Origin of the sequence: Falsihalocynthiibacter arcticus (assembly GCF_000812665.2) — a bacterium.
Lineage (GTDB): Bacteria > Pseudomonadota > Alphaproteobacteria > Rhodobacterales > Rhodobacteraceae > Falsihalocynthiibacter > Falsihalocynthiibacter arcticus.
In genome coordinates this window covers 2,980,609-2,997,189 of record NZ_CP014327.1, presented here as the reverse complement: position 1 = coordinate 2,997,189, position 16,581 = coordinate 2,980,609, and the positions used below count along the sequence as shown (strand labels likewise).

General features: G+C 54.0%; 20 protein-coding genes. 9 read left to right on the top strand and 11 right to left on the bottom strand.

Annotated elements, in window-relative coordinates:
* Window positions 1–3: 3 nt before the first annotated feature.
* Both cpaB and RC74_RS14805 read right to left on the bottom strand, forming a co-directional pair.
* The gene (cpaB, locus tag RC74_RS14810) at window positions 4–807 is read right to left on the bottom strand and encodes a Flp pilus assembly protein CpaB (protein WP_039002040.1); all 804 of its coding nucleotides are present in this window, start codon (window positions 805–807) and stop codon (window positions 4–6) included.
* Window positions 808–1,033: 226 nt separating this feature from the next.
* A complete protein-coding gene (locus tag RC74_RS14805) occupies window positions 1,034–1,231 on the bottom strand; it encodes a Flp family type IVb pilin (RefSeq protein ID WP_039002039.1) in 198 nt (65 codons plus the stop codon).
* Between the two features lie 464 nt (window positions 1,232–1,695).
* On the opposite strand from RC74_RS14805, the gene RC74_RS14800 reads away from it, so the two are divergent.
* Both RC74_RS14800 and RC74_RS14795 read left to right on the top strand, forming a co-directional pair.
* Entirely contained in the window at window positions 1,696–2,211 is a 516-nt protein-coding gene (locus tag RC74_RS14800; RefSeq protein ID WP_236939947.1) for a hypothetical protein, read from the top strand.
* 125 nt (window positions 2,212–2,336) lie between these two features.
* Complete coding sequence (locus RC74_RS14795) at window positions 2,337–3,335, top strand: Gfo/Idh/MocA family protein (RefSeq protein ID WP_052274802.1); 999 nt, start codon at window positions 2,337–2,339, stop codon at window positions 3,333–3,335.
* Between the two features lie 98 nt (window positions 3,336–3,433).
* On the opposite strand, the gene RC74_RS14790 is transcribed toward RC74_RS14795, so the two are convergent.
* Complete coding sequence (locus RC74_RS14790) at window positions 3,434–4,042, bottom strand: hypothetical protein (protein WP_156477488.1); 609 nt, start codon at window positions 4,040–4,042, stop codon at window positions 3,434–3,436.
* Here RC74_RS14790 and RC74_RS22295 point away from each other — a divergent pair.
* The 5 genes from RC74_RS22295 (at window position 4,035) to bfr (ending at window position 8,305) form a co-directional block, all read left to right on the top strand.
* Window positions 4,035–4,226, top strand: coding sequence for a hypothetical protein (locus RC74_RS22295; protein ID WP_156477487.1), 192 nt, complete (start codon window positions 4,035–4,037; stop codon window positions 4,224–4,226). The two genes, RC74_RS14790 and RC74_RS22295, sit on opposite strands and share 8 nt — an antisense overlap.
* 196 nt (window positions 4,227–4,422) lie before the next feature.
* Window positions 4,423–4,896, top strand: a complete 474-nt coding sequence (locus tag RC74_RS14785) for a tRNA (cytidine(34)-2'-O)-methyltransferase (protein ID WP_039002037.1) — start codon at window positions 4,423–4,425, stop codon at window positions 4,894–4,896.
* A 136-nt stretch (window positions 4,897–5,032) separates the two neighbouring features.
* Window positions 5,033–6,079, top strand: a complete 1,047-nt coding sequence (locus RC74_RS14780; RefSeq protein WP_039002036.1) for an alcohol dehydrogenase family protein — start codon at window positions 5,033–5,035, stop codon at window positions 6,077–6,079.
* A 125-nt stretch (window positions 6,080–6,204) separates the two neighbouring features.
* The gene (locus RC74_RS14775; protein WP_062628298.1) at window positions 6,205–7,365 is read left to right on the top strand and encodes an IS30 family transposase; all 1,161 of its coding nucleotides are present in this window, start codon (window positions 6,205–6,207) and stop codon (window positions 7,363–7,365) included.
* Window positions 7,366–7,819: 454 nt separating this feature from the next.
* Window positions 7,820–8,305, top strand: coding sequence for a bacterioferritin (gene bfr, locus RC74_RS14765; protein WP_038999872.1), 486 nt, complete (start codon window positions 7,820–7,822; stop codon window positions 8,303–8,305).
* Window positions 8,306–8,603: 298 nt separating this feature from the next.
* On the opposite strand, the gene RC74_RS14760 is transcribed toward bfr, so the two are convergent.
* The 4 genes from RC74_RS14760 to RC74_RS14745 form a co-directional block, all read right to left on the bottom strand.
* Complete coding sequence (locus RC74_RS14760; RefSeq protein ID WP_038999871.1) at window positions 8,604–9,389, bottom strand: ABC transporter ATP-binding protein; 786 nt, start codon at window positions 9,387–9,389, stop codon at window positions 8,604–8,606.
* 61 nt (window positions 9,390–9,450) lie between these two features.
* A complete protein-coding gene (locus tag RC74_RS14755; RefSeq protein WP_218918079.1) occupies window positions 9,451–10,368 on the bottom strand; it encodes a FecCD family ABC transporter permease in 918 nt (305 codons plus the stop codon).
* The gene (locus RC74_RS14750; RefSeq protein WP_038999869.1) at window positions 10,365–11,351 is read right to left on the bottom strand and encodes a FecCD family ABC transporter permease; all 987 of its coding nucleotides are present in this window, start codon (window positions 11,349–11,351) and stop codon (window positions 10,365–10,367) included. The genes RC74_RS14755 and RC74_RS14750 overlap by 4 nt, the downstream gene beginning before the upstream one ends.
* Window positions 11,352–11,370: 19 nt before the next feature.
* Window positions 11,371–12,297, bottom strand: a complete 927-nt coding sequence (locus RC74_RS14745; RefSeq protein ID WP_038999868.1) for an ABC transporter substrate-binding protein — start codon at window positions 12,295–12,297, stop codon at window positions 11,371–11,373.
* Between the two features lie 180 nt (window positions 12,298–12,477).
* Here RC74_RS14745 and RC74_RS14740 point away from each other — a divergent pair, with 180 nt between their 5' ends.
* Window positions 12,478–13,428 carry a sucrase ferredoxin gene (locus tag RC74_RS14740; RefSeq protein ID WP_052274537.1) on the top strand — a complete coding sequence of 317 codons (951 nt, stop codon included), beginning with the start codon at window positions 12,478–12,480 and terminating at the stop codon, window positions 13,426–13,428.
* On the opposite strand, the gene RC74_RS14735 is transcribed toward RC74_RS14740, so the two are convergent.
* Window positions 13,379–14,173, bottom strand: a complete 795-nt coding sequence (locus RC74_RS14735; protein WP_038999867.1) for an ABC transporter permease — start codon at window positions 14,171–14,173, stop codon at window positions 13,379–13,381. The genes RC74_RS14740 and RC74_RS14735 overlap by 50 nt on opposite strands.
* Entirely contained in the window at window positions 14,170–14,745 is a 576-nt protein-coding gene (locus RC74_RS14730; protein WP_038999865.1) for an ABC transporter ATP-binding protein, read from the bottom strand. Before RC74_RS14730 ends, RC74_RS14735 begins: the two co-directional genes overlap by 4 nt.
* A gap of 270 nt (window positions 14,746–15,015) precedes the next feature.
* Between RC74_RS14730 and RC74_RS14725 the strand changes: the two genes are divergently transcribed.
* Window positions 15,016–15,618 carry a class I SAM-dependent methyltransferase gene (locus tag RC74_RS14725; RefSeq protein ID WP_038999864.1) on the top strand — a complete coding sequence of 201 codons (603 nt, stop codon included), beginning with the start codon at window positions 15,016–15,018 and terminating at the stop codon, window positions 15,616–15,618.
* A gap of 135 nt (window positions 15,619–15,753) precedes the next feature.
* Here the strand turns inward: RC74_RS14725 and RC74_RS14720 are convergent, their stop codons facing one another.
* Together RC74_RS14720 and RC74_RS14715 are read right to left on the bottom strand one after the other, a co-directional pair.
* Window positions 15,754–16,002, bottom strand: a complete 249-nt coding sequence (locus RC74_RS14720; protein WP_038999863.1) for an EF-hand domain-containing protein — start codon at window positions 16,000–16,002, stop codon at window positions 15,754–15,756.
* A 65-nt stretch (window positions 16,003–16,067) separates the two neighbouring features.
* Window positions 16,068–16,256 carry a hypothetical protein gene (locus RC74_RS14715; protein ID WP_038999862.1) on the bottom strand — a complete coding sequence of 63 codons (189 nt, stop codon included), beginning with the start codon at window positions 16,254–16,256 and terminating at the stop codon, window positions 16,068–16,070.
* Window positions 16,257–16,581: the final 325 nt, after the last annotated feature.

Genomic DNA, 16,581 nt, shown 5'->3' with positions numbered 1-16,581 from the left:
TTTCTACAGACCTTCGTCGGCGATTACGACTCCACGCCGCACTGTAATTCTCGGGGTGGAAATCATTTCCGGAACGGGCGAAACATCCTGCATCAGATCGCTAAGCTTAAGGGAATCGAGCGGTTGGTCCTCCGCGCCCACATTGTTGCGCAATGTCAGGCTCAGGATGCCCGCTTGCTGGGCGAGCGCAAGACGCTGCCCTTGATCTGGCGTCACTTCGACGGTCACGGTACGCGCCACTTCTGGCGAGTCATTGCCGATGTCGGAGTCCTGATCGACACCAATAACTTTGATATTTTGCAGGATCGTCACGGTGCGCAATCCGGAATTCCGTCCCTCGGTCAAAAGCACGTCCACGGAATCCCCGGGGGTCACAAAACCGCCCACGGCGGTCTCGGCGTTTACTTTGATGGCCATGGCGCGGTGGTTGGCCGAGAGCGACTGAACGATGGTGACTTTTTCACCCCATCCCGAGACCCGACTGGCAAAAAACAACTCTCCCTGTGACATGGCTTTTCGCGCCCGACGTGGCTCGACGCCATCACTCGGAAGGAGGAAGTCGCGGTCCGTCAAGACGCCCACTGGCAACGCATCGCGCGGCCAATAGATCGTGGTAATAAGTTGCGATTCAATGGCTTGGCCAAAGGCGATATCGCGGCCCGCGACCAAAACGCCAACCGTTTGACTTTCTTCTTGCGACGCTTGTTTGCTGAGAATCTGCGCAGTCAAGACGTCCTGCGCAAGATAAACAGACCCCGTCGCCACACCAAGGCCCGTAACGACCAGTAGGATAGATGACAATCGCATGTGATAGGTCCTTTTCAATTTGGCATTTGGCGGAAACGAAGCCCTCGTAACGGTCGTTCGATGACGTGAAATCAATACGGATTTTCGGTCCTTCAGCGCGTTGCGTACATTGTGGCCAAAGGACCGAAAGGGATTTGAAGCACTGCGTTGGAAAAACCTCCAAATTTCATTGCTTCATAATGAGTGAACTTCCGGCGGCCCGACGAATTCTGGGCCGCCGTTAAGTTTAGCTGCAAGTAGTGGTAGTACCATCCAAGCAGTCTTCAGCACTGCCCATTTTGTCACCCACTGCGCCGCCAAGGGTCGAGAGCGCTGAGGTCCCGACAACAACGGCCAAAACAAGCGCAATGCCATATTCAACCAGCGTAACGCCGTGCTCATCGGACTTAAAACGTGACCAAGTTTTTGCAAAAATTCTTTTCATAGTGTTCTCTCCATTTTACGCACCCAAGGTGCCCAGATAAATAAACGGCCCGCCCTCAGGTGGCCAAGTTCCATTCTAGCTTTTGCAGGGGGGCGCGCGCTTCATCTCTGCGGCTGAATTATTCGCGCCGAGGTTGTGTTTTCTGTCGAATTCCGAGGAAACAGACGCATTTACCGGATTGTAACCCCTCGGAATTTCATCATGGAATCACTGAGTCCCGCCCTGAAATGACCCAAAAATCGCGGATAGGACGGTGGAAATCGCGGCCAAAACGAACGGACTGACTTCATTTACGTATAAAAACAAGCAAGGTTCGCAACATCCGTGTGGCCTTGGGCATATATTTGAGCGCGGGTCAGCGTGCCCAAAACCGCCGCCCTCACCCCAGAATCCGAATTAACCCATCCCGCCACTATCATTCCGCGCCGCATAGCATTAGGGAGTTGATATCTTAAGGAGATAGAATGATGGGAGCTTCACCAAGCGTACCTGAACTGGTTGCGGCGGCGCAAACCAATGCCAAGGCGTCCGAAAATCGCATTTCGGAGGTTTTGAAACTTTTGGACGGCCAGAACGGATCTGACGCCCAATTAGAAGAGCTGCGCGCGGCGACTGTGGCGCTTGAATTGACTGCGGTCGATATCTTCTCTGTTTTTGAGGCGCGGATGCAGAACACCTTTAAACGGGGTCCGTTCGCGCGCAAATTGAAAACAATGCTGGTCGCGGCGGAGCAAGCTGATCTTGCTGAGCGGTTCCACCTGTATTATTTGGCGATCAACGTTCTAAAGCATGGCAAAGGTGCGAGTTATCGCGAGTTGCTCAACGACCCGAGCACGCTTATTGTGGTGCGGCCCGCCGAAGACACCGTCGCCGACGAAACACTCCCCGCTGTAGGCCTTATTGACGTCACTGTTCCGGGCTTTTTTGATGGGCTGAGCACGACCATTCTTGAAGCCTATCATTTCCTAGAAAACAGATAAGTTGCCGTGCCACTAAAGCACTAAGGCAAGGCGTCGATCCATTGAAGCGGCCTTTCGCCTCAAGGCTTCGCAAACTATCGCGGCCCGCATAGGCTCGCTTTTCGGATTACTCAAAGGACGACCATATGCTGCGCTGGGGATTGCTTGGAACTGGGTTTATCACCCACAAAACTGCAAAGGCGATTGCCGCCTCCAACGGATCAGAGATCCGCACAATTGCAGGACGCAATTCCGACGCCGTGGACGCCTTTCAAAAGGAATACAGCATTCCTACGGTCTCTTACGGGTATGACGAAATTCTGGCGGACCCTGAGATTGACGTCGTTTATATCGGCTTGCCAAACCACGTCCATCACACGCTGACCATTGCCGCCGCCAAGGCTGGCAAGGCGGTTTTGTCCGAGAAATCGCTGACCACAACAATGGAGGAAGCGCAGGCTCTGGCTACTGCCGTCCGTACCCACGACACCTTTTTTGTCGAAGGGTTTATGTATCTTTCCCACCCGCTCTACGCTCGTTTGATGGAAATTCTGGCGGATGGGCGCTTGGGCAACCTACGCGCGATCACCGGCTTTTATTCGGCGGATATTTGGAACGTCACCAACCCCCTTGGGCGCGGCACGCTCTATAATCTGGGTTGCTACCCCGTGTCGCTGCTGCATTTGGTCGTCCAGACTCTCTGTGGCCAAGACATGTTTGCCACGGGTCAACTCGCGGGACTGGGAAATGTATCGACGCATGACGGCACCATCTGCGACGCCGCCGTGACCGCGCAATTCGCCAATGGCGTGCTGGCCACGCTGCAATCAACCGACAGCTACGGCATGGAGCACGGCTTTACGATTGCGGGCGACAAGGGCACGCTAACGTTCGTAACAAACCCATGGCTCCCCGTGGCGGGCCGCAATCACCTCCGCTGGACCTCCTATGACGGCGAGGTCGAAGACATTTACGTTGATGCAGACCATGATGCATTCTACACCCAAGTTAAAATGGTCGAGGCCTCCCTTGCCGCCGGTCAAAAAGAGGCGCAACGCCCCTCGCCCCGCCTCACGGACTCCCTCGAAATAATGGCATTTCTAACGGAATGGGAGCGGCAATGCCTAGCGGCTCAACAACCATAGACAACGTATCGAATGGCCGTGATAAACTCGTCGTTCCCTAAACAGTTGATGCGTCGAGGGCTTTGCAACAGGCGTGCATTTCCAAGCCACCCCTCGCCCTATTTAATTTCGCGGCCAGCCCACAACAGACGATCATCGAGCATAAACAGTCCCACGGTTTCATTCTTTTCTTGGCCACTGTATGTAATCCCAAGGGTCGCGGTATTATCGCTCACCCATTTTCGAATGACCCCTTGGCATGTTTCCTTGGAGCTGCCGGTTTGCTCTCGGCACTCACGAAATTTCTTTGAATAAGTAGCTCTTAATACTTCAGCATCTTGACGTGTCCCATCCCTGTAGACTACCGACGGAAAGGCCATTCCATCGACAATCATGTCCCGAGGTGACTCTGTTACGCCAGACTGCATGCCGTACAGGGTGACATAGGCCCCACGGCTAAATGGCCCTTCGCCATCGGCGGCAGGCGTTTCAAACAGAAAGCCACACGCACGGACTTCGTTCCAAAGCAAATAGCGGGCTACGTTGGCTTTTTTCGAATGGGTTTCCCATAGAGATATATTCCCCTGCTGAGGGCTCTGCCTAACATCCGCCAATTTGAGACGTGGGTACGTATTCCCGCAGGTTTTTTGGATACCAAATGGAAAATATGGCACGTCGCGGCTCAGTCGTTCTTGAGTGCTGGATTCGTAAGCGTCAATATTGGCCAACTTCTTCGCCTCTTCTGACGATGTGTCGTCGCTTGGCACACAGGCGCTCAACGTCACCAACACCACTGAAAACCAAACCCAAAACCCGCGCGCCCTAGACTTCTTCAATATTACGTCCCCCAACGGATTTAATTCCGATATGCGCTCACACCCAATTGCCGTCACGCATGATGTGCCACAATAAGGACCACAGCGCCCCCTTTTGGGCAAGTGTAAGTTGGCCGCGCAAAACGTGGCTTTCGGAGCGGAGCCGCAATCTCCACCTCCCAACAGCCCCTATGACAGCAGATTTGGCGCTGTTAAGGACGCATAAGTTGGGGTAACAGGGGGCCAGCAACGGGCCGATCCTGCGCCCGTGACTTAGAAAGTCTGCACAGCCTATGTCTGATCCGTGCCTAAAATTGGTATTAGTAACCCCTGAAATTCCCTACAATACCGGCGCGATTGGGCGGACCTGTGTGGCGCTAAATCTAGAGCTGATCCTGATCAAACCCTACGGGTTTTCCCTCGACGAAAAGGCCGTGCGACGCGCGGGAACCGATTACTGGAAATATGTTCATCTGAGCGAATATGACACGTGGCAAAGCTTTTTGGATCTGCGAAACCCGCCGCGCGATAGCATGTATTTCTTTGAGGAACATGGCGAACAGAGCATTTATGCGCCTGACTATCAACAGGACGCTTATTTAGTTTTCGGATGTGAATCCAAAGGCTTGCCACCAGAAATCTTGGACGGCATGGGCGATCGCGTGCATAGTTTGCCGATGCTCAATCCTCTTGTTCGATCCCTTAACTTGGCAAATGTCGCCACCGCCGTTGTCTATCAAGCGATGCGCACGCAACTCGGCGGCTAGCGGTCCTTAGGACGGTTGCGCTTTGTCGGGCCATAGCCGACTTTCGTTCAAAGTGCCGCCAATATCCGTTCCGCGCCCAGATTGACATTTTCAGTTGTTTCTCTAAGGGTGCGCTTTGTTTTACAAGGAGACCAACATGACTTTCCCTGAAAAAATGTCCGGAGTTGTTCTGAATGGTCATGGCGGTCCCGAAATGCTTGAGTGGCGCGATGATCTCCCTGTTCCCGTGCTTCGGGAAAGCGATGTCCTTGTACGGGTCAGTGCCGCAGGCGTAAACAACACAGATATCAACACGCGAACGGCTTGGTATTCCAAGGGCGAAGCAGAAGCAGACGATGCGTCATGGTCTGGTACACCGCTTACATTTCCACGCATTCAGGGCGCAGATGTTTGCGGCGAAATTGTTGCTGTCGGCGCGGCAATCGACACGTCTCGAATTGGCCAACGTGTCCTGATCGAACCGTGTATCCGCGAGGCGAATGGGGACACACTCAAAACGCCATGGTATTTTGGGTCTGAGTGTGACGGTGGATTTGCCCAGTACACGCGGGTTGCTGCACGCCACGCTCATGCAATCAATTGCGATTTGACTGATATAGAACTGGCGTCTTTTCCGTGCTCCTACTCTACAGCCGAAAATATGCTGACACGCGCCAATGTGCGCAAGGGCGAGACCATTTTGGTCACGGGTGCATCTGGTGGTGTCGGTTCGGCGACGGTTCAATTGGCGCAAGCGCGTGGGGCAAAGGTCATTGCTGTCACCAGCGCGTCAAAAGCCAAAACTCTCTTAGAACTTGGTGCGAAAAAAACACTTGATCGTGGCGATGATCTTGTTGCCGCGCTTGGTGCAAATAGCGTCGATGTCGTTATTGATTTGGTGGCTGGCCCGAAGTGGCCGTCATTGCTTAACGTGTTGCGCCCCGGTGGACGCTATGCAGTTGCGGGGGCCATCGGCGGCCCCCTTGTTGAGCTTGATATCCGTACGCTCTATCTCAAAGACCTCAGCTTCTTTGGCTGCACGGTTCTTGAGCCGCAAGTTTTCAGTAATCTTGTTGGGCGGATCGAACGCAAAGAGATCGCACCTTTGGTGGCTGAAACCTATCCGCTTCGTAATATCGCAGCTGCACAAAGCGCTTTTGGCGAAAAGGGACATATCGGAAAAATCGTACTCGCATTGGACTGACGGAATTCGTTTGAGCATATCCGAGAGCGGATATACTCACCGAAATCGTAAACGTCTGCAAAATCCGGTGAGTTCAACTGATCGACGCAACACTCTAATCTTTTTGGAAAGATGGAGTGAACCCTATGAAGTATCGTCGCCGAGTGTTTTTCACAGATGAGCAAAAGTCAGAGATATGGGATCGATGGCAACGCGGAGAGTCGATGAACTCGATTGGGCGTGGTTTTGACCGCTCGTCGTCGTCAATTTATCCACTCCTTGCCCGCACTGGTGGCATCCGTCCACCAGACCGTGTGCGGTCTCGCCTCGCTCTCACCCTGATGGACCGCGAGGAGATATCCAGAGGCCTGCGTGCGAAGCGGTCCTTGCGGTCCATTGCGAGATCCCTGAAGCGGTCAGCGTCCACGATTAGTCGCGAGGTCAGACGCAATGGCGGGCGTGCCCAATACCGCGCAGCGCATTCTGATACAGCAGCTTGGGATCGTGCGCATCGCCCAAAACTCTGCAAGTTGAATGGGAATGCCTATCTCTGCCGAGAGATATCGGCCAAGCTGATCCGCAAATGGTCCCCGCAACAAATCGCAGGCTGGCTGATGCGTGAACATCCAGACGATGAGAGCAAGCGTGTCTCGCACGAGACGATCTACCGTAGCCTGTTCATCCAAACGCGCGGCGTTCTTAAGAAGGAATTGCTTGCGCATCTACGGGCAACGCGGGCCATTCGCCGGTCTCGCCATGCCACACTAAAACGGACTGGAGTAGGTAAGTTCAACGACGCAATATCGATCCGTGACCGCCCCGCCGAAGTAGAAGATCGCGCAGTACCAGGCCACTGGGAGGGCGATTTGATCGCAGGTTCTGGCAACAGCTTCATTGCCACTCTGGTCGAACGCCACACGCGCTTTGTCATGTTGGCAAAAATCAGTAAGAAAGATAGCGCTAGCGTCATTCAAGCGTTGATCAAACAGTCACGCAAACTGCCCAAAGAATTGTATCGCTCCCTGACTTGGGATCGTGGTTCAGAAATTGCGAAGCATAAGGCCTTCACCTTGGCGGCGGATATCGACGTGTTTTTGTGCGAACCCCATTCGCCGTGGCAACGTGGCACAAACGAAAATACAAACCGTTTGCTACGACAGTACTTTCCAAAGGGAACGGATTTGTCGATATATAGTCAAGCAAAGCTGAGCGCCGTCGCAAGTCAGCTCAATGAACGACCTCGAAAAACGCTGGGATACGAAACTCCCGCAGAGCGTTTCAATGCATGTGTTGCTTCGATCAGTTGAGACCACCCCGCTCAGCAGATATTCGTGCCGTTTCTAGCCAACAGCCACTTCCCGCCCGTTTTGTTAAAAACGCCGTGTTGCGAGCGCAGAACATAAACCGCTCTCGTCAGGACCCTCTGATACCGCTCGCCTCTATTACTTTATCGTTTTTGTCGGGATTGACATTTTCTCGATTTATCCGATATTGGGGCCACGAAAAACGAGGCGTTATCCATGATCATCTGTAGTTGCCAATCCATAAATGACAAAAGCATCCACGCCGCGATTGAGTGGATGCGCGCCGCCGACGATAAAGTCATAATAACCCCAGGTAAAATTTATCGCGCCCTCGGCAAAACTCCGCAATGTGGCGGATGTATGAAACTTTTCATTGCAACCATGCGGACCAACACTAAGTTCGGCGTACCTGTGGAGTTGCAAGGACTGCGCAGCGACAAAAAAAGGAGAACGCGCCATGAAGGGTGATAAAAAAGTCATCGAGGTCCTGAACAAGGCTCTGAGGATTGAGCTAACGGCGGTAAGCCAGTTTTGGCTTCATTACCGTCTGCAAAAAGATTGGGGTTACGGCAAACTTGCCAAAAAAATGCGCGAGGAAAGCATCGAAGAGATGGAGCATGCGGATAAGCTGATTGACCGCATCCTGTTTCTTGAGGGCCATCCAAACCTCCAAACCCTCGATCCACTGCGCATCGGCGAGAATTTGCGCGAGACGCTGACATGCGATCTTGAAGCGGAGATGGAAGCCGTTAAATTTTACACCGAAGCGCGCAAAGTATGTTCTGACGCGTCGGATTACGCCTCCATGCATTTGTTTGAGCAACTGATCCTTGATGAACAAAACCACGTTGATTTCTTGGAAACGCAGATTGGGTTGCTGGATCAAATTGGGGTCCAAAACTATGGCCAGTTGAATGCAGATTCCGCGGATGTGGCGGAATAGCAGGCACTTATTCGATGTTTCGGCAAATTAGGTTTACCGTTTTGCCGACGCTCTGATTATGGGCAGGTTGGCTGATTCAAGCGCGACCCCGCCAAGAAACAGCCTTAAACGCGCCGCTAAGTGATAAGGCGCGTTTAAGGTGTCCTCGCCAAACCTCGCATCCGTTATCACCGTTTTGGGTGGGCCTTTTGGCAAGGACCATAATTTCGAGTTGATGGCCGATGTTGAGGCTTAAAACGGGCTTGTCCAAATACAGCCAAGACGCCCGTAAAGCGGCTCGGTTTATCATGACCAAACGCTAGTTTCTTGCTCTGACGCTGCTCAAGGGCGACAATTGGGGCGTTTGAGTGACGGGGTCCGCATAAACTTGCGCCTCGACCTCATAGGCATCGCGCAGGGTTTGCGGCGTGATCGTTTCAGACGGACGGCCACTGTTGATCACTTTTCCTGCTTTCATCACGACCAAATGATGCGCAAATCTTGCCGCCTGACCGATGTCATGCAACACCACAACCACAGTGCGTCCCCCATTTGCGAGATCGGCAAGGACCTCCAATGTTTCGTATTGATAGCGAATATCGAGAAACGACGTCGGCTCATCAAACAGCATCACGGGGGTGTCCTGTGCCAAACACATCGCTAGAAACGCGCGCTGTCGCTGACCGCCCGAAAGGTCGGAAAGCTTGCTTTGTCTTAGGGTATCAATGCCCGCTTTGACCATCGCCGACTCGATCGCTTCCTGATCCCCTGCGCGGCGCTGTCCCAATAAATTTTGATAGGGCGCGCGGCCATAGGCCACGAGTTGTTCCACGCGAATTGCGGGTGGCACGACTGGGTTTTGAGGGAGCAAGGCCACATGGCGCGAAATTTTGCGCGGCGATGTTTTGGTCACATCCAAACCGTCAATCAGAATTCGGCCCGATTTCACCGCGAGATTACCCGCCATCGCCCCGAAAAGTGTGGATTTCCCACAACCATTGGGCCCGATTAATGCGGTCAAACGCCCCTTCGGGAGGTCTTGATTGATGTCTTTCAACATGAAGCCGCGATAGCCCGCACGTAGATTTTGCAACTTTATGGTCATAGGCCCTCGCGTCGGCTTGTCAGAAGGATGAATACAAAAAACGGGGCGCCAAAAAGAGCGGTCAGGATGCCCGCCGAAATTTCAATGGGGGAGCCAGTGCGCGCCCTGCGGCATCGGACAACACAACAAGGGCCATGCCCACGAGCATTGATGCGGGCAACACCGCCCGATGATTTCCGCCCACCAATTGTCGCGCCATATGGGGGGCCATGAGGCCAACAAATCCCAAAGCGCCGACAGCCGCGACAGAAACGGAGGCCAAAGCCGTTGCCAAGGCCAAGAGCAAGAAACGCTCGATCTTGACGTTCATCCCAAGACCCCGCGCATGTGCATCTCCAAGTCGGATCAAATCGAGCCTAAATGCAAGGAGCAACGCCATGCCGATCAGAGGTAAAATCAGCGGAGCGGTCCGTGCCACATCATCCCACCCCCTACTCCAAAGCGATCCCGTCAGCCAAACCAGAGGCGCGGAAAATTCAAAGGTGGGCGCCGTCACGAGGATATAATCCACCCCTGCGTCGGCCAAGAAACCGACCGCAATGCCGATCAACGCCAGCCGCGCTGGACTTGCGCCGCGCCGGAGCGACCCGATCCAAACCAGAGACGCCGCAGCAAACCCGCCCACCGCTGCCAACACGGGCGACCAAAGGGGACTCACGCCTGACAAGACACCAAGACAAACCGCGAGGGCCGCGCCCGAGTTGATCCCGATAACTTTTGGACTGGCCAATGGGTTGCGCAGGAGCGCCTGAATGATCGCTCCAGAGATCGCCAAAGCCGCTCCGGCAATTAGCGCCAAAACGGTGCGCGGGAGGCGCGATTGCAGGATGATAAAATCTTGGTGTGGCCCCTCAAGACCGAACAACGTGTTCACGATAACCGAAGCCGAGATTGGCACAGCCCCCGCCGAAATCGACCATATTACCGCCAGCACGACCACGCCCAACAAGCCGACGAGAACCCATACTCTACGACTCATTCTAGCGCCTCTGATGTCAGAGTGAGATAGAGAAACCACGGCGCGCCGATCAATGCCGCGACCAATCCGACAGGGATTTCACTCGGGGCCGCTATAAGTTTGGACAAAGTATCTGCGACAAGCATCAGGGCGGCCCCAAGGGCGGCGGCGGCAGGAACCAATACGCGATGATCGCCCCCGAACATCACACGCGCGAGGTGGGGCACGACCAAGCCCACAAAGGCAATCGGCCCTGCCACAGTCACACTTGCCCCCGCCAAAATGGCCGCGAGAACAGCGCCAAGAAACAGCGTCCAGCGCGGATCAGCGCCCAAGCCCCGCGCCGAGGCATCCCCCAACGCCATCATATTCAAACGCTGCGCGAGGGCCACGCCCCCCAACATTCCAACAAAGGTAAAGACTGCCAGTGGTGCCGCGTCGTGCCAGCGCATGTCGCCAATATCGCCGATGGTCCATCGGATCACCGCATGGGCCAGATCATCTTCAAGCGTATAGGCAAATCGCACCGCCGCGAAGGAAAACGCGCCAACGGCCACGCCCCCAAGAACAAGCCGCAGCGGGTCGATCCGCCCGCCAAATCCCCCCGCAATCGCGAAGGTCGCCGCCCCTGCCGCCAAGGCTCCGGCCACTGCCATGCTATTGAGCGCAAGCCCAGTCGCGCTAGGAAAAACGAGGGCGGCGACAAGGCCAAGGGCGGCCCCTTGATTGATGCCCAGAATTGCAGGAGACGCGAGTGGGTTGCGCGTAAGAGCCTGTAGAACCACACCCGCAAGCGCGAGATTTACCCCCACAAGCGCGGCCACAGCCGTACGCGGCATTCGGATATCGCGCATCGTTGTCGCGGCAATATCCTCCGCCCCCGTTAACAGCGTAAAAATATCGGTTAAGCCAACGTCAGAGCGGCCGCCCGTGATGAGCGACCCAACAGTGGCCAGCAGGAGGACAACGGCAATTGCCGCTATCTTCCAAACTTGGCCACTCATTCTTACGCTTACCGAAATATCAGCTATCGCTGCCATCTGCGCCCACAATGGTCAAAAGGTCTTGGGCGGTTTGCTCGGCGGCCACCATGCCACGCAAACGAGACCACGTGTTGGCCTCAACGTTGTAGACGCGCGCATCCTTCACGGCTTTCAGCGCGTTCCACAACGCGTCATTTTCCCAATTATCGGTGACGGAGGGATCGGCATATTCGCCAATGATAAGCACGTCAGGATTGATTTCCGATAGCTGCTCTAGGGTTGTCGTCACATAATTGGATTCATACCCTTCGCCCTCGTTTGGGGTCATCGCTGGCGCAAACCCAAGGCTCGCCAGCAAAGACCCGTTGTAGGAAGACGGCGCATGTAAGAAGAGCGCTTCGCCATTCGCGACGCCAAATTGTGCCCGCACGTTTTGGGCATAGGGCCGAATTTTTTCCGCGTAGTCTGCCATTGTCGCTTTATGATCGGCCACACGCGCATTCATTGCATCCGCTTTGCCAATCGCCTCGCCAATCAGGAGCATCTGCTCAACTGAAGCTGTGTAATCGCCGCTCAAACTATCCATCACAACCGTCGGCGCAATTTGCGAAAGCGTGGCATAGGCATCGGTGTGGCGGGTTTTATCTGCGAGGATCAAATCAGGTTGCAGCGACGCAATCACTTCAAGGCTCGGGGTTTTGCGTGTACCTACGGAGGTCCATGTATCGCCAATCACGGGGCCATAAACCGGCATGATGCGCTCGGGTTTATTGTCGTCGGCAATACCCACGGGCACCACACCCACAGAGACTAACGCGTCAATATGGCTAAACTCCAAAACGACAATGCGCTGTGGATTTTCAGGCACCATGGTCGTGCCAAGCTCGTGAGAGATTTCGCCCGCAAACACGGGAGTTGCGATGCCGACCGCAAGGACGGAAAGAAGAACGCGACGCGTCGGTTTCATAAGAGATCCAAATAATTTTTAATTTCTGGCTCTTATCAAAATGGCTTGATGATAATGGCTGACTATTTTACTTAGATATAATCAAAGAGCTTGTCAAACCCCGCCGCGCAACTTTTCTCGCCGAAAGTCACACCTTTAAAAATGCCAATTCCGCCCCCCTCTCGACCGCCTAAATCCCCGATGACACAGCCGGATAATTTCTGTGCAACCTTCGGGCAGCAATCGGGCGAAGCCCTCGCGGGAACCGGCGCGCACCCCGAACGCATGGTATTGATCCGCTGGCCAAAATCGCGCTGGTCATATGCAATGCGCGAAGCGGCGGACATGGGCGGCCCGCTGCGCGACGCCATCCAAACTCTTACTAAGGCGGGATGGCGGGTGAACCTCGTTGATCGCAAAAATGACGCAGGCCCAATTGGACGCGTGATTGTCGTGCCCAGACGGCAATCCTTTGACATCCCCCCTGATCATCTGGCGGATTTCCTTTTGAGCTTGGCCGCAGATCATCCCCTCACAGATTATCGGTCCACGCATGCAACTGCAGAAGTGGTCTTATGTTGCACGCACGGTCAACATGATCGTTGCTGCGCGAAATTCGGTTTCGCCGCCTATCGCCTTTTGGCGGCCGCTGCGCAGGAATATCGCGACCGTTTTGACGTTTGGGAGAGCACGCATCTGGGCGGGTGCCGTTTTTCTGGCAATGCGGTATTTACACGTTCGATGCGTAAATATGGCCGCATCGGGGCCACGGATGCCGCCGCAATAATCGCCGCAGAAAGCAATGGGCAGGCATGGCTTCCGAGTTTGCGCGGAACATCGCACCTGTCGCCCGAGGCGCAAGCGGCCGAGATCGCCGCACTACAAGCGATTGGCGGGCATACGCAATTCCCCGCGCTTGCGATTGATCTCCTACACGCGACGGATAGCGCACGCGATTTTCACGTCAAGACCCATGACGGAGTATATTTTGTGGGTTGTGAAGCGACCATTTCTAGAAGTCACGATTCATGTTCAGATTTAGGCGATGACCTCCCCCTAAAGGAACGACAGGCGTGGAAAGCGGTACAGGTTCGTAAGGGTGTTACACCCCGCGCAAACGATCTAGCCGCAGCCGATGGCGCTGGTCGGTGACCCGCCACGCCAAGGCATAAGCGGCGGCCACGGCCCCTAACGCACTGGTTGCCGAGATTAGGAACATGATGACCATCTGGTATTTCGCGGCCGTTAAGGGATCGGCATTTGCGAGGATCTGCCCCGTCATCATCCCCGGTATTGAGACAACCCCGATGGAGGCCATATTTGTAACCGTCGGCAATAGGCCAGAGCGAATTGCCGTTCGCAGCGTCGGTCCGAGCGCCTGAAATTTGCTTTCTCCCATGGAAAGCCGCGCTTCGATAATCAACGCATCTCGGATCAACGCATGGCTTAAAACATGCAAAGTGAGCGCTATACTCCCCATGGCACTTCCGGCGATCATCCCAAACATTGGCAAGGCGACGCGCGGGGAAAACCACGGTTCGGCCTGCACAATCACAGCTAATGTCGGCAACGTAATGAGAAATCCGCAAGACAACATAACCGTCGTCCCCAAACTGGCCGTCCAAAGCCGCCCCGCAGGATGCGCTTGCCGAAGCAAGACCTCATACCCCGCAAAGCCCCCCATTACGATCATGGCCACAAGCGTAATTGCAATGCTATCGACCTCGAAAATCCAGCGCAACACGAAGGCCAGCAGAACGAGTTGCACCACCATTCGCACCCCAGCGATCAGGAGGCTGCGGCCAATCCCAAGCGAAAGAGCCAAGGATATCCCGCCATTAATCAGCAGAAACAAAGCAGCGATGAGGATTTTATCAAAACCGATATCTGGTGTCATGCCTTCACCACCAGTTCGATCATAGACTCGGACATGCGTTGTGCTTGCGCTTGGTCATGTGTCACCAAAACTATTGCGCCACCCTGTCCCATAAATTCTCGCAATACCCCTTCAACACGATCAACGGAGACAGCATCAAGGGCTGACGTTGGCTCATCAAGTAGGAGCACTTTCGGCTGATTGGACATGGCCCTCATTATGGCCCCCCGTTGCCGTTGCCCCGTCGAAAGCCGATCGATTGGTGCGGTGAGATCATGGGTGCTGAGGCCAAGTTTTTCGGCTTCGGAGGTCATGTCCTTGACAAAATGCCCCGCGAGGTGCGGCGTCCAAAACTGACTCACTGGCGGCAAGTAGCGGACAAGTTGCCGCCAGACAGTTGGTTGATATGCCTCGCGCGCGCGCCCGTTCAAGACAACGCCACCCTCGGCCTGATCGAGGTCGGCAATCGCGCGCAACACAAGCGACTTCCCCGACCCAGAGGGACCAGTCAGCGCCACACATTGGCCCGCCGAAACCCTAAATGTAACGCAGCTTCCGTTCAGCGTACGCAAATTCTGCACCTCAAGCGCCATCTGCTGCCCCTTCGCTATGAAACTGATTTGAGATAATTAACTCGCGCAGTCAACCCTTTGCCTGTTCCGAAAAGAACCTCAAGTTGTCGCAGTCCAAAAGCAGTCTCATGGGTAACGGCACCATTTCACCCTCCGCGCAGCATAAAATTCTGTGGAGCAAAGCGTTTTGTTCACGCCTTTTAAAAATGGGGCTGTGGTACATCTAGAAAAGCGGTATTGGTTGGGCATTATGGGCATTGGTGCCCATCTGGGAAAGAAAATGAGTAGAGTTTGAAGCGGGTTGTAGCAGAGTTGCGCGTCGATTTTGTCAATGGTTCCGTGGCGCATCGGCTTCGGTTTGGTGGCGGTCGTGGTCAAGACTTAGCGAAGGCTATGGGGCTGCGTGCGGGCAAAACGCCAATGATTATTGATGCGACAGCAGGATTGGGTCGGGACTCATTTCTTTTGGCGTCTTTAGGTGCGCAAGTGACCATGATCGAGCGTTCAGAGAAAATGCATGCGTTGTTAACGGATGGCATGGAGCGCGCCGCGAGCGAGGGTGGGCAGCTTCGCGAGATTATTGGCCGCATGACCCTCTTGAAAGGGGACGCCAAGGATTTGATCCCTGAACTGTCTGGCGAAGCAATTTTGATCGATCCAATGCATCCCGAACGGAAAAATTCAGCGCTTGTAAAACAAGACTTGCGCCAAGTCCGCGAGATCGTTGGCACAGACGATGACGCTGCTGATCTGGTGCGATTGGCAATAAAACATGCGCGTAAACGGGTGGTTCTTAAATGGCCAGCCAAGGCCGATCCGATTGAAGGCGTTCAGGCGTGTTCACACCAAATTCGCGGCAAAACAACACGATATGACGTCTTCATGACAGGGTAGCGAAAAACTCGCGCCAATCAAGGTTCTCTCCAACGGGTAATGCCTTAAACGTCGGTAAAAACGGCACAGGTCTCCCCGTGCCGTTCTTGGTTATCTAAACAGTTCGAAAGCTGAATTTATTCTTCAACTTAAGATTTAAGCATCAGCCTCTGGGTCCATCAAAGTGCCGGCCTCGATTGCAGCAGCCATTTCGTCGTCATTAAGGAAGCCATCGCCATCTGTGTCGATTTCGTTGAACACAACATCGGTGAGATCAGGCTGTGACACTTGAAGCTCAACGAGAGATGCCATTCCATCGCCGTCGGTATCAACCTCAGCGTTCATTGCATTAGCAGAGAAAGCAAAAGAAGTCGCGAGAGCAGCTACGAGAATTACGTTTTTCATGATATTTCCATTCAGAATTAAGCGCTCCATAATGGACCGCGTTTTGGGTGTTTGAGGAGATGATGTTACGCAAGGGCGTGCTTTGCGGCATCAAGTTCTTTGTTCGCTTTTGCGTCGTCCTTTGCTGTGTGCGCGGACTCAGCGGCGTAATAGTGCTTCATTGCGGAAGCCCTTTTTTCGCCAAAAGGTGCCTTGTCACAGCTGGCTTTGACGGATTTCATCTTCTCCGAAGTTTTGTTGGTGTTTAGGTTCATTGGAGTCCATTCCTAGACCTACCGAGAAATTAGAAACGCGAGATTGAGCTGTTTTAGGAGATATGCTTGTCTATCGCGTCTCTCTTTTACTCGTAAATATGGGGGCCGTAGAATTATCAGCAGGTACAATTCGCAAAGCTAAGGGCGCTAGACGCCTTTAGGTGCGGATGGCTTTCCGGTGGGCTTAGGAGATGCTGGTTTTGAAGAAGGTTTTGAAGTCGATTTCATGGGAGAACTCCTCGTAAGGACCGAATGATTCGATCCGTAGCTCTATTTCTCACGTCCGTTGAGATTTGAATAGTGAATTTAAAGCAATGATGATATC

Coding starts and splice junctions, on each gene's coding strand:
- RC74_RS14775 (WP_062628298.1), top strand. CDS start 6,205: ATGAAGTATCGTCGCCGAGTGTTTTTCACAGATGAGCAAAAGTCAGAG.
- bfr (WP_038999872.1), top strand. CDS start 7,820: ATGAAGGGTGATAAAAAAGTCATCGAGGTCCTGAACAAGGCTCTGAGG.
- RC74_RS14780 (WP_039002036.1), top strand. CDS start 5,033: ATGACTTTCCCTGAAAAAATGTCCGGAGTTGTTCTGAATGGTCATGGC.
- RC74_RS14720 (WP_038999863.1), bottom strand. CDS start 16,002: ATGAAAAACGTAATTCTCGTAGCTGCTCTCGCGACTTCTTTTGCTTTC.
- RC74_RS14715 (WP_038999862.1), bottom strand. CDS start 16,256: ATGAACCTAAACACCAACAAAACTTCGGAGAAGATGAAATCCGTCAAA.
- RC74_RS14760 (WP_038999871.1), bottom strand. CDS start 9,389: ATGACCATAAAGTTGCAAAATCTACGTGCGGGCTATCGCGGCTTCATG.
- RC74_RS14755 (WP_218918079.1), bottom strand. CDS start 10,368: ATGAGTCGTAGAGTATGGGTTCTCGTCGGCTTGTTGGGCGTGGTCGTG.
- RC74_RS14785 (WP_039002037.1), top strand. CDS start 4,423: ATGTCTGATCCGTGCCTAAAATTGGTATTAGTAACCCCTGAAATTCCC.
- RC74_RS14735 (WP_038999867.1), bottom strand. CDS start 14,173: ATGACACCAGATATCGGTTTTGATAAAATCCTCATCGCTGCTTTGTTT.
- RC74_RS14740 (WP_052274537.1), top strand. CDS start 12,478: ATGACACAGCCGGATAATTTCTGTGCAACCTTCGGGCAGCAATCGGGC.
- RC74_RS14730 (WP_038999865.1), bottom strand. CDS start 14,745: ATGGCGCTTGAGGTGCAGAATTTGCGTACGCTGAACGGAAGCTGCGTT.
- RC74_RS14745 (WP_038999868.1), bottom strand. CDS start 12,297: ATGAAACCGACGCGTCGCGTTCTTCTTTCCGTCCTTGCGGTCGGCATC.
- RC74_RS14750 (WP_038999869.1), bottom strand. CDS start 11,351: ATGAGTGGCCAAGTTTGGAAGATAGCGGCAATTGCCGTTGTCCTCCTG.
- cpaB (WP_039002040.1), bottom strand. CDS start 807: ATGCGATTGTCATCTATCCTACTGGTCGTTACGGGCCTTGGTGTGGCG.
- RC74_RS14805 (WP_039002039.1), bottom strand. CDS start 1,231: ATGAAAAGAATTTTTGCAAAAACTTGGTCACGTTTTAAGTCCGATGAG.
- RC74_RS14800 (WP_236939947.1), top strand. CDS start 1,696: ATGATGGGAGCTTCACCAAGCGTACCTGAACTGGTTGCGGCGGCGCAA.
- RC74_RS14795 (WP_052274802.1), top strand. CDS start 2,337: ATGCTGCGCTGGGGATTGCTTGGAACTGGGTTTATCACCCACAAAACT.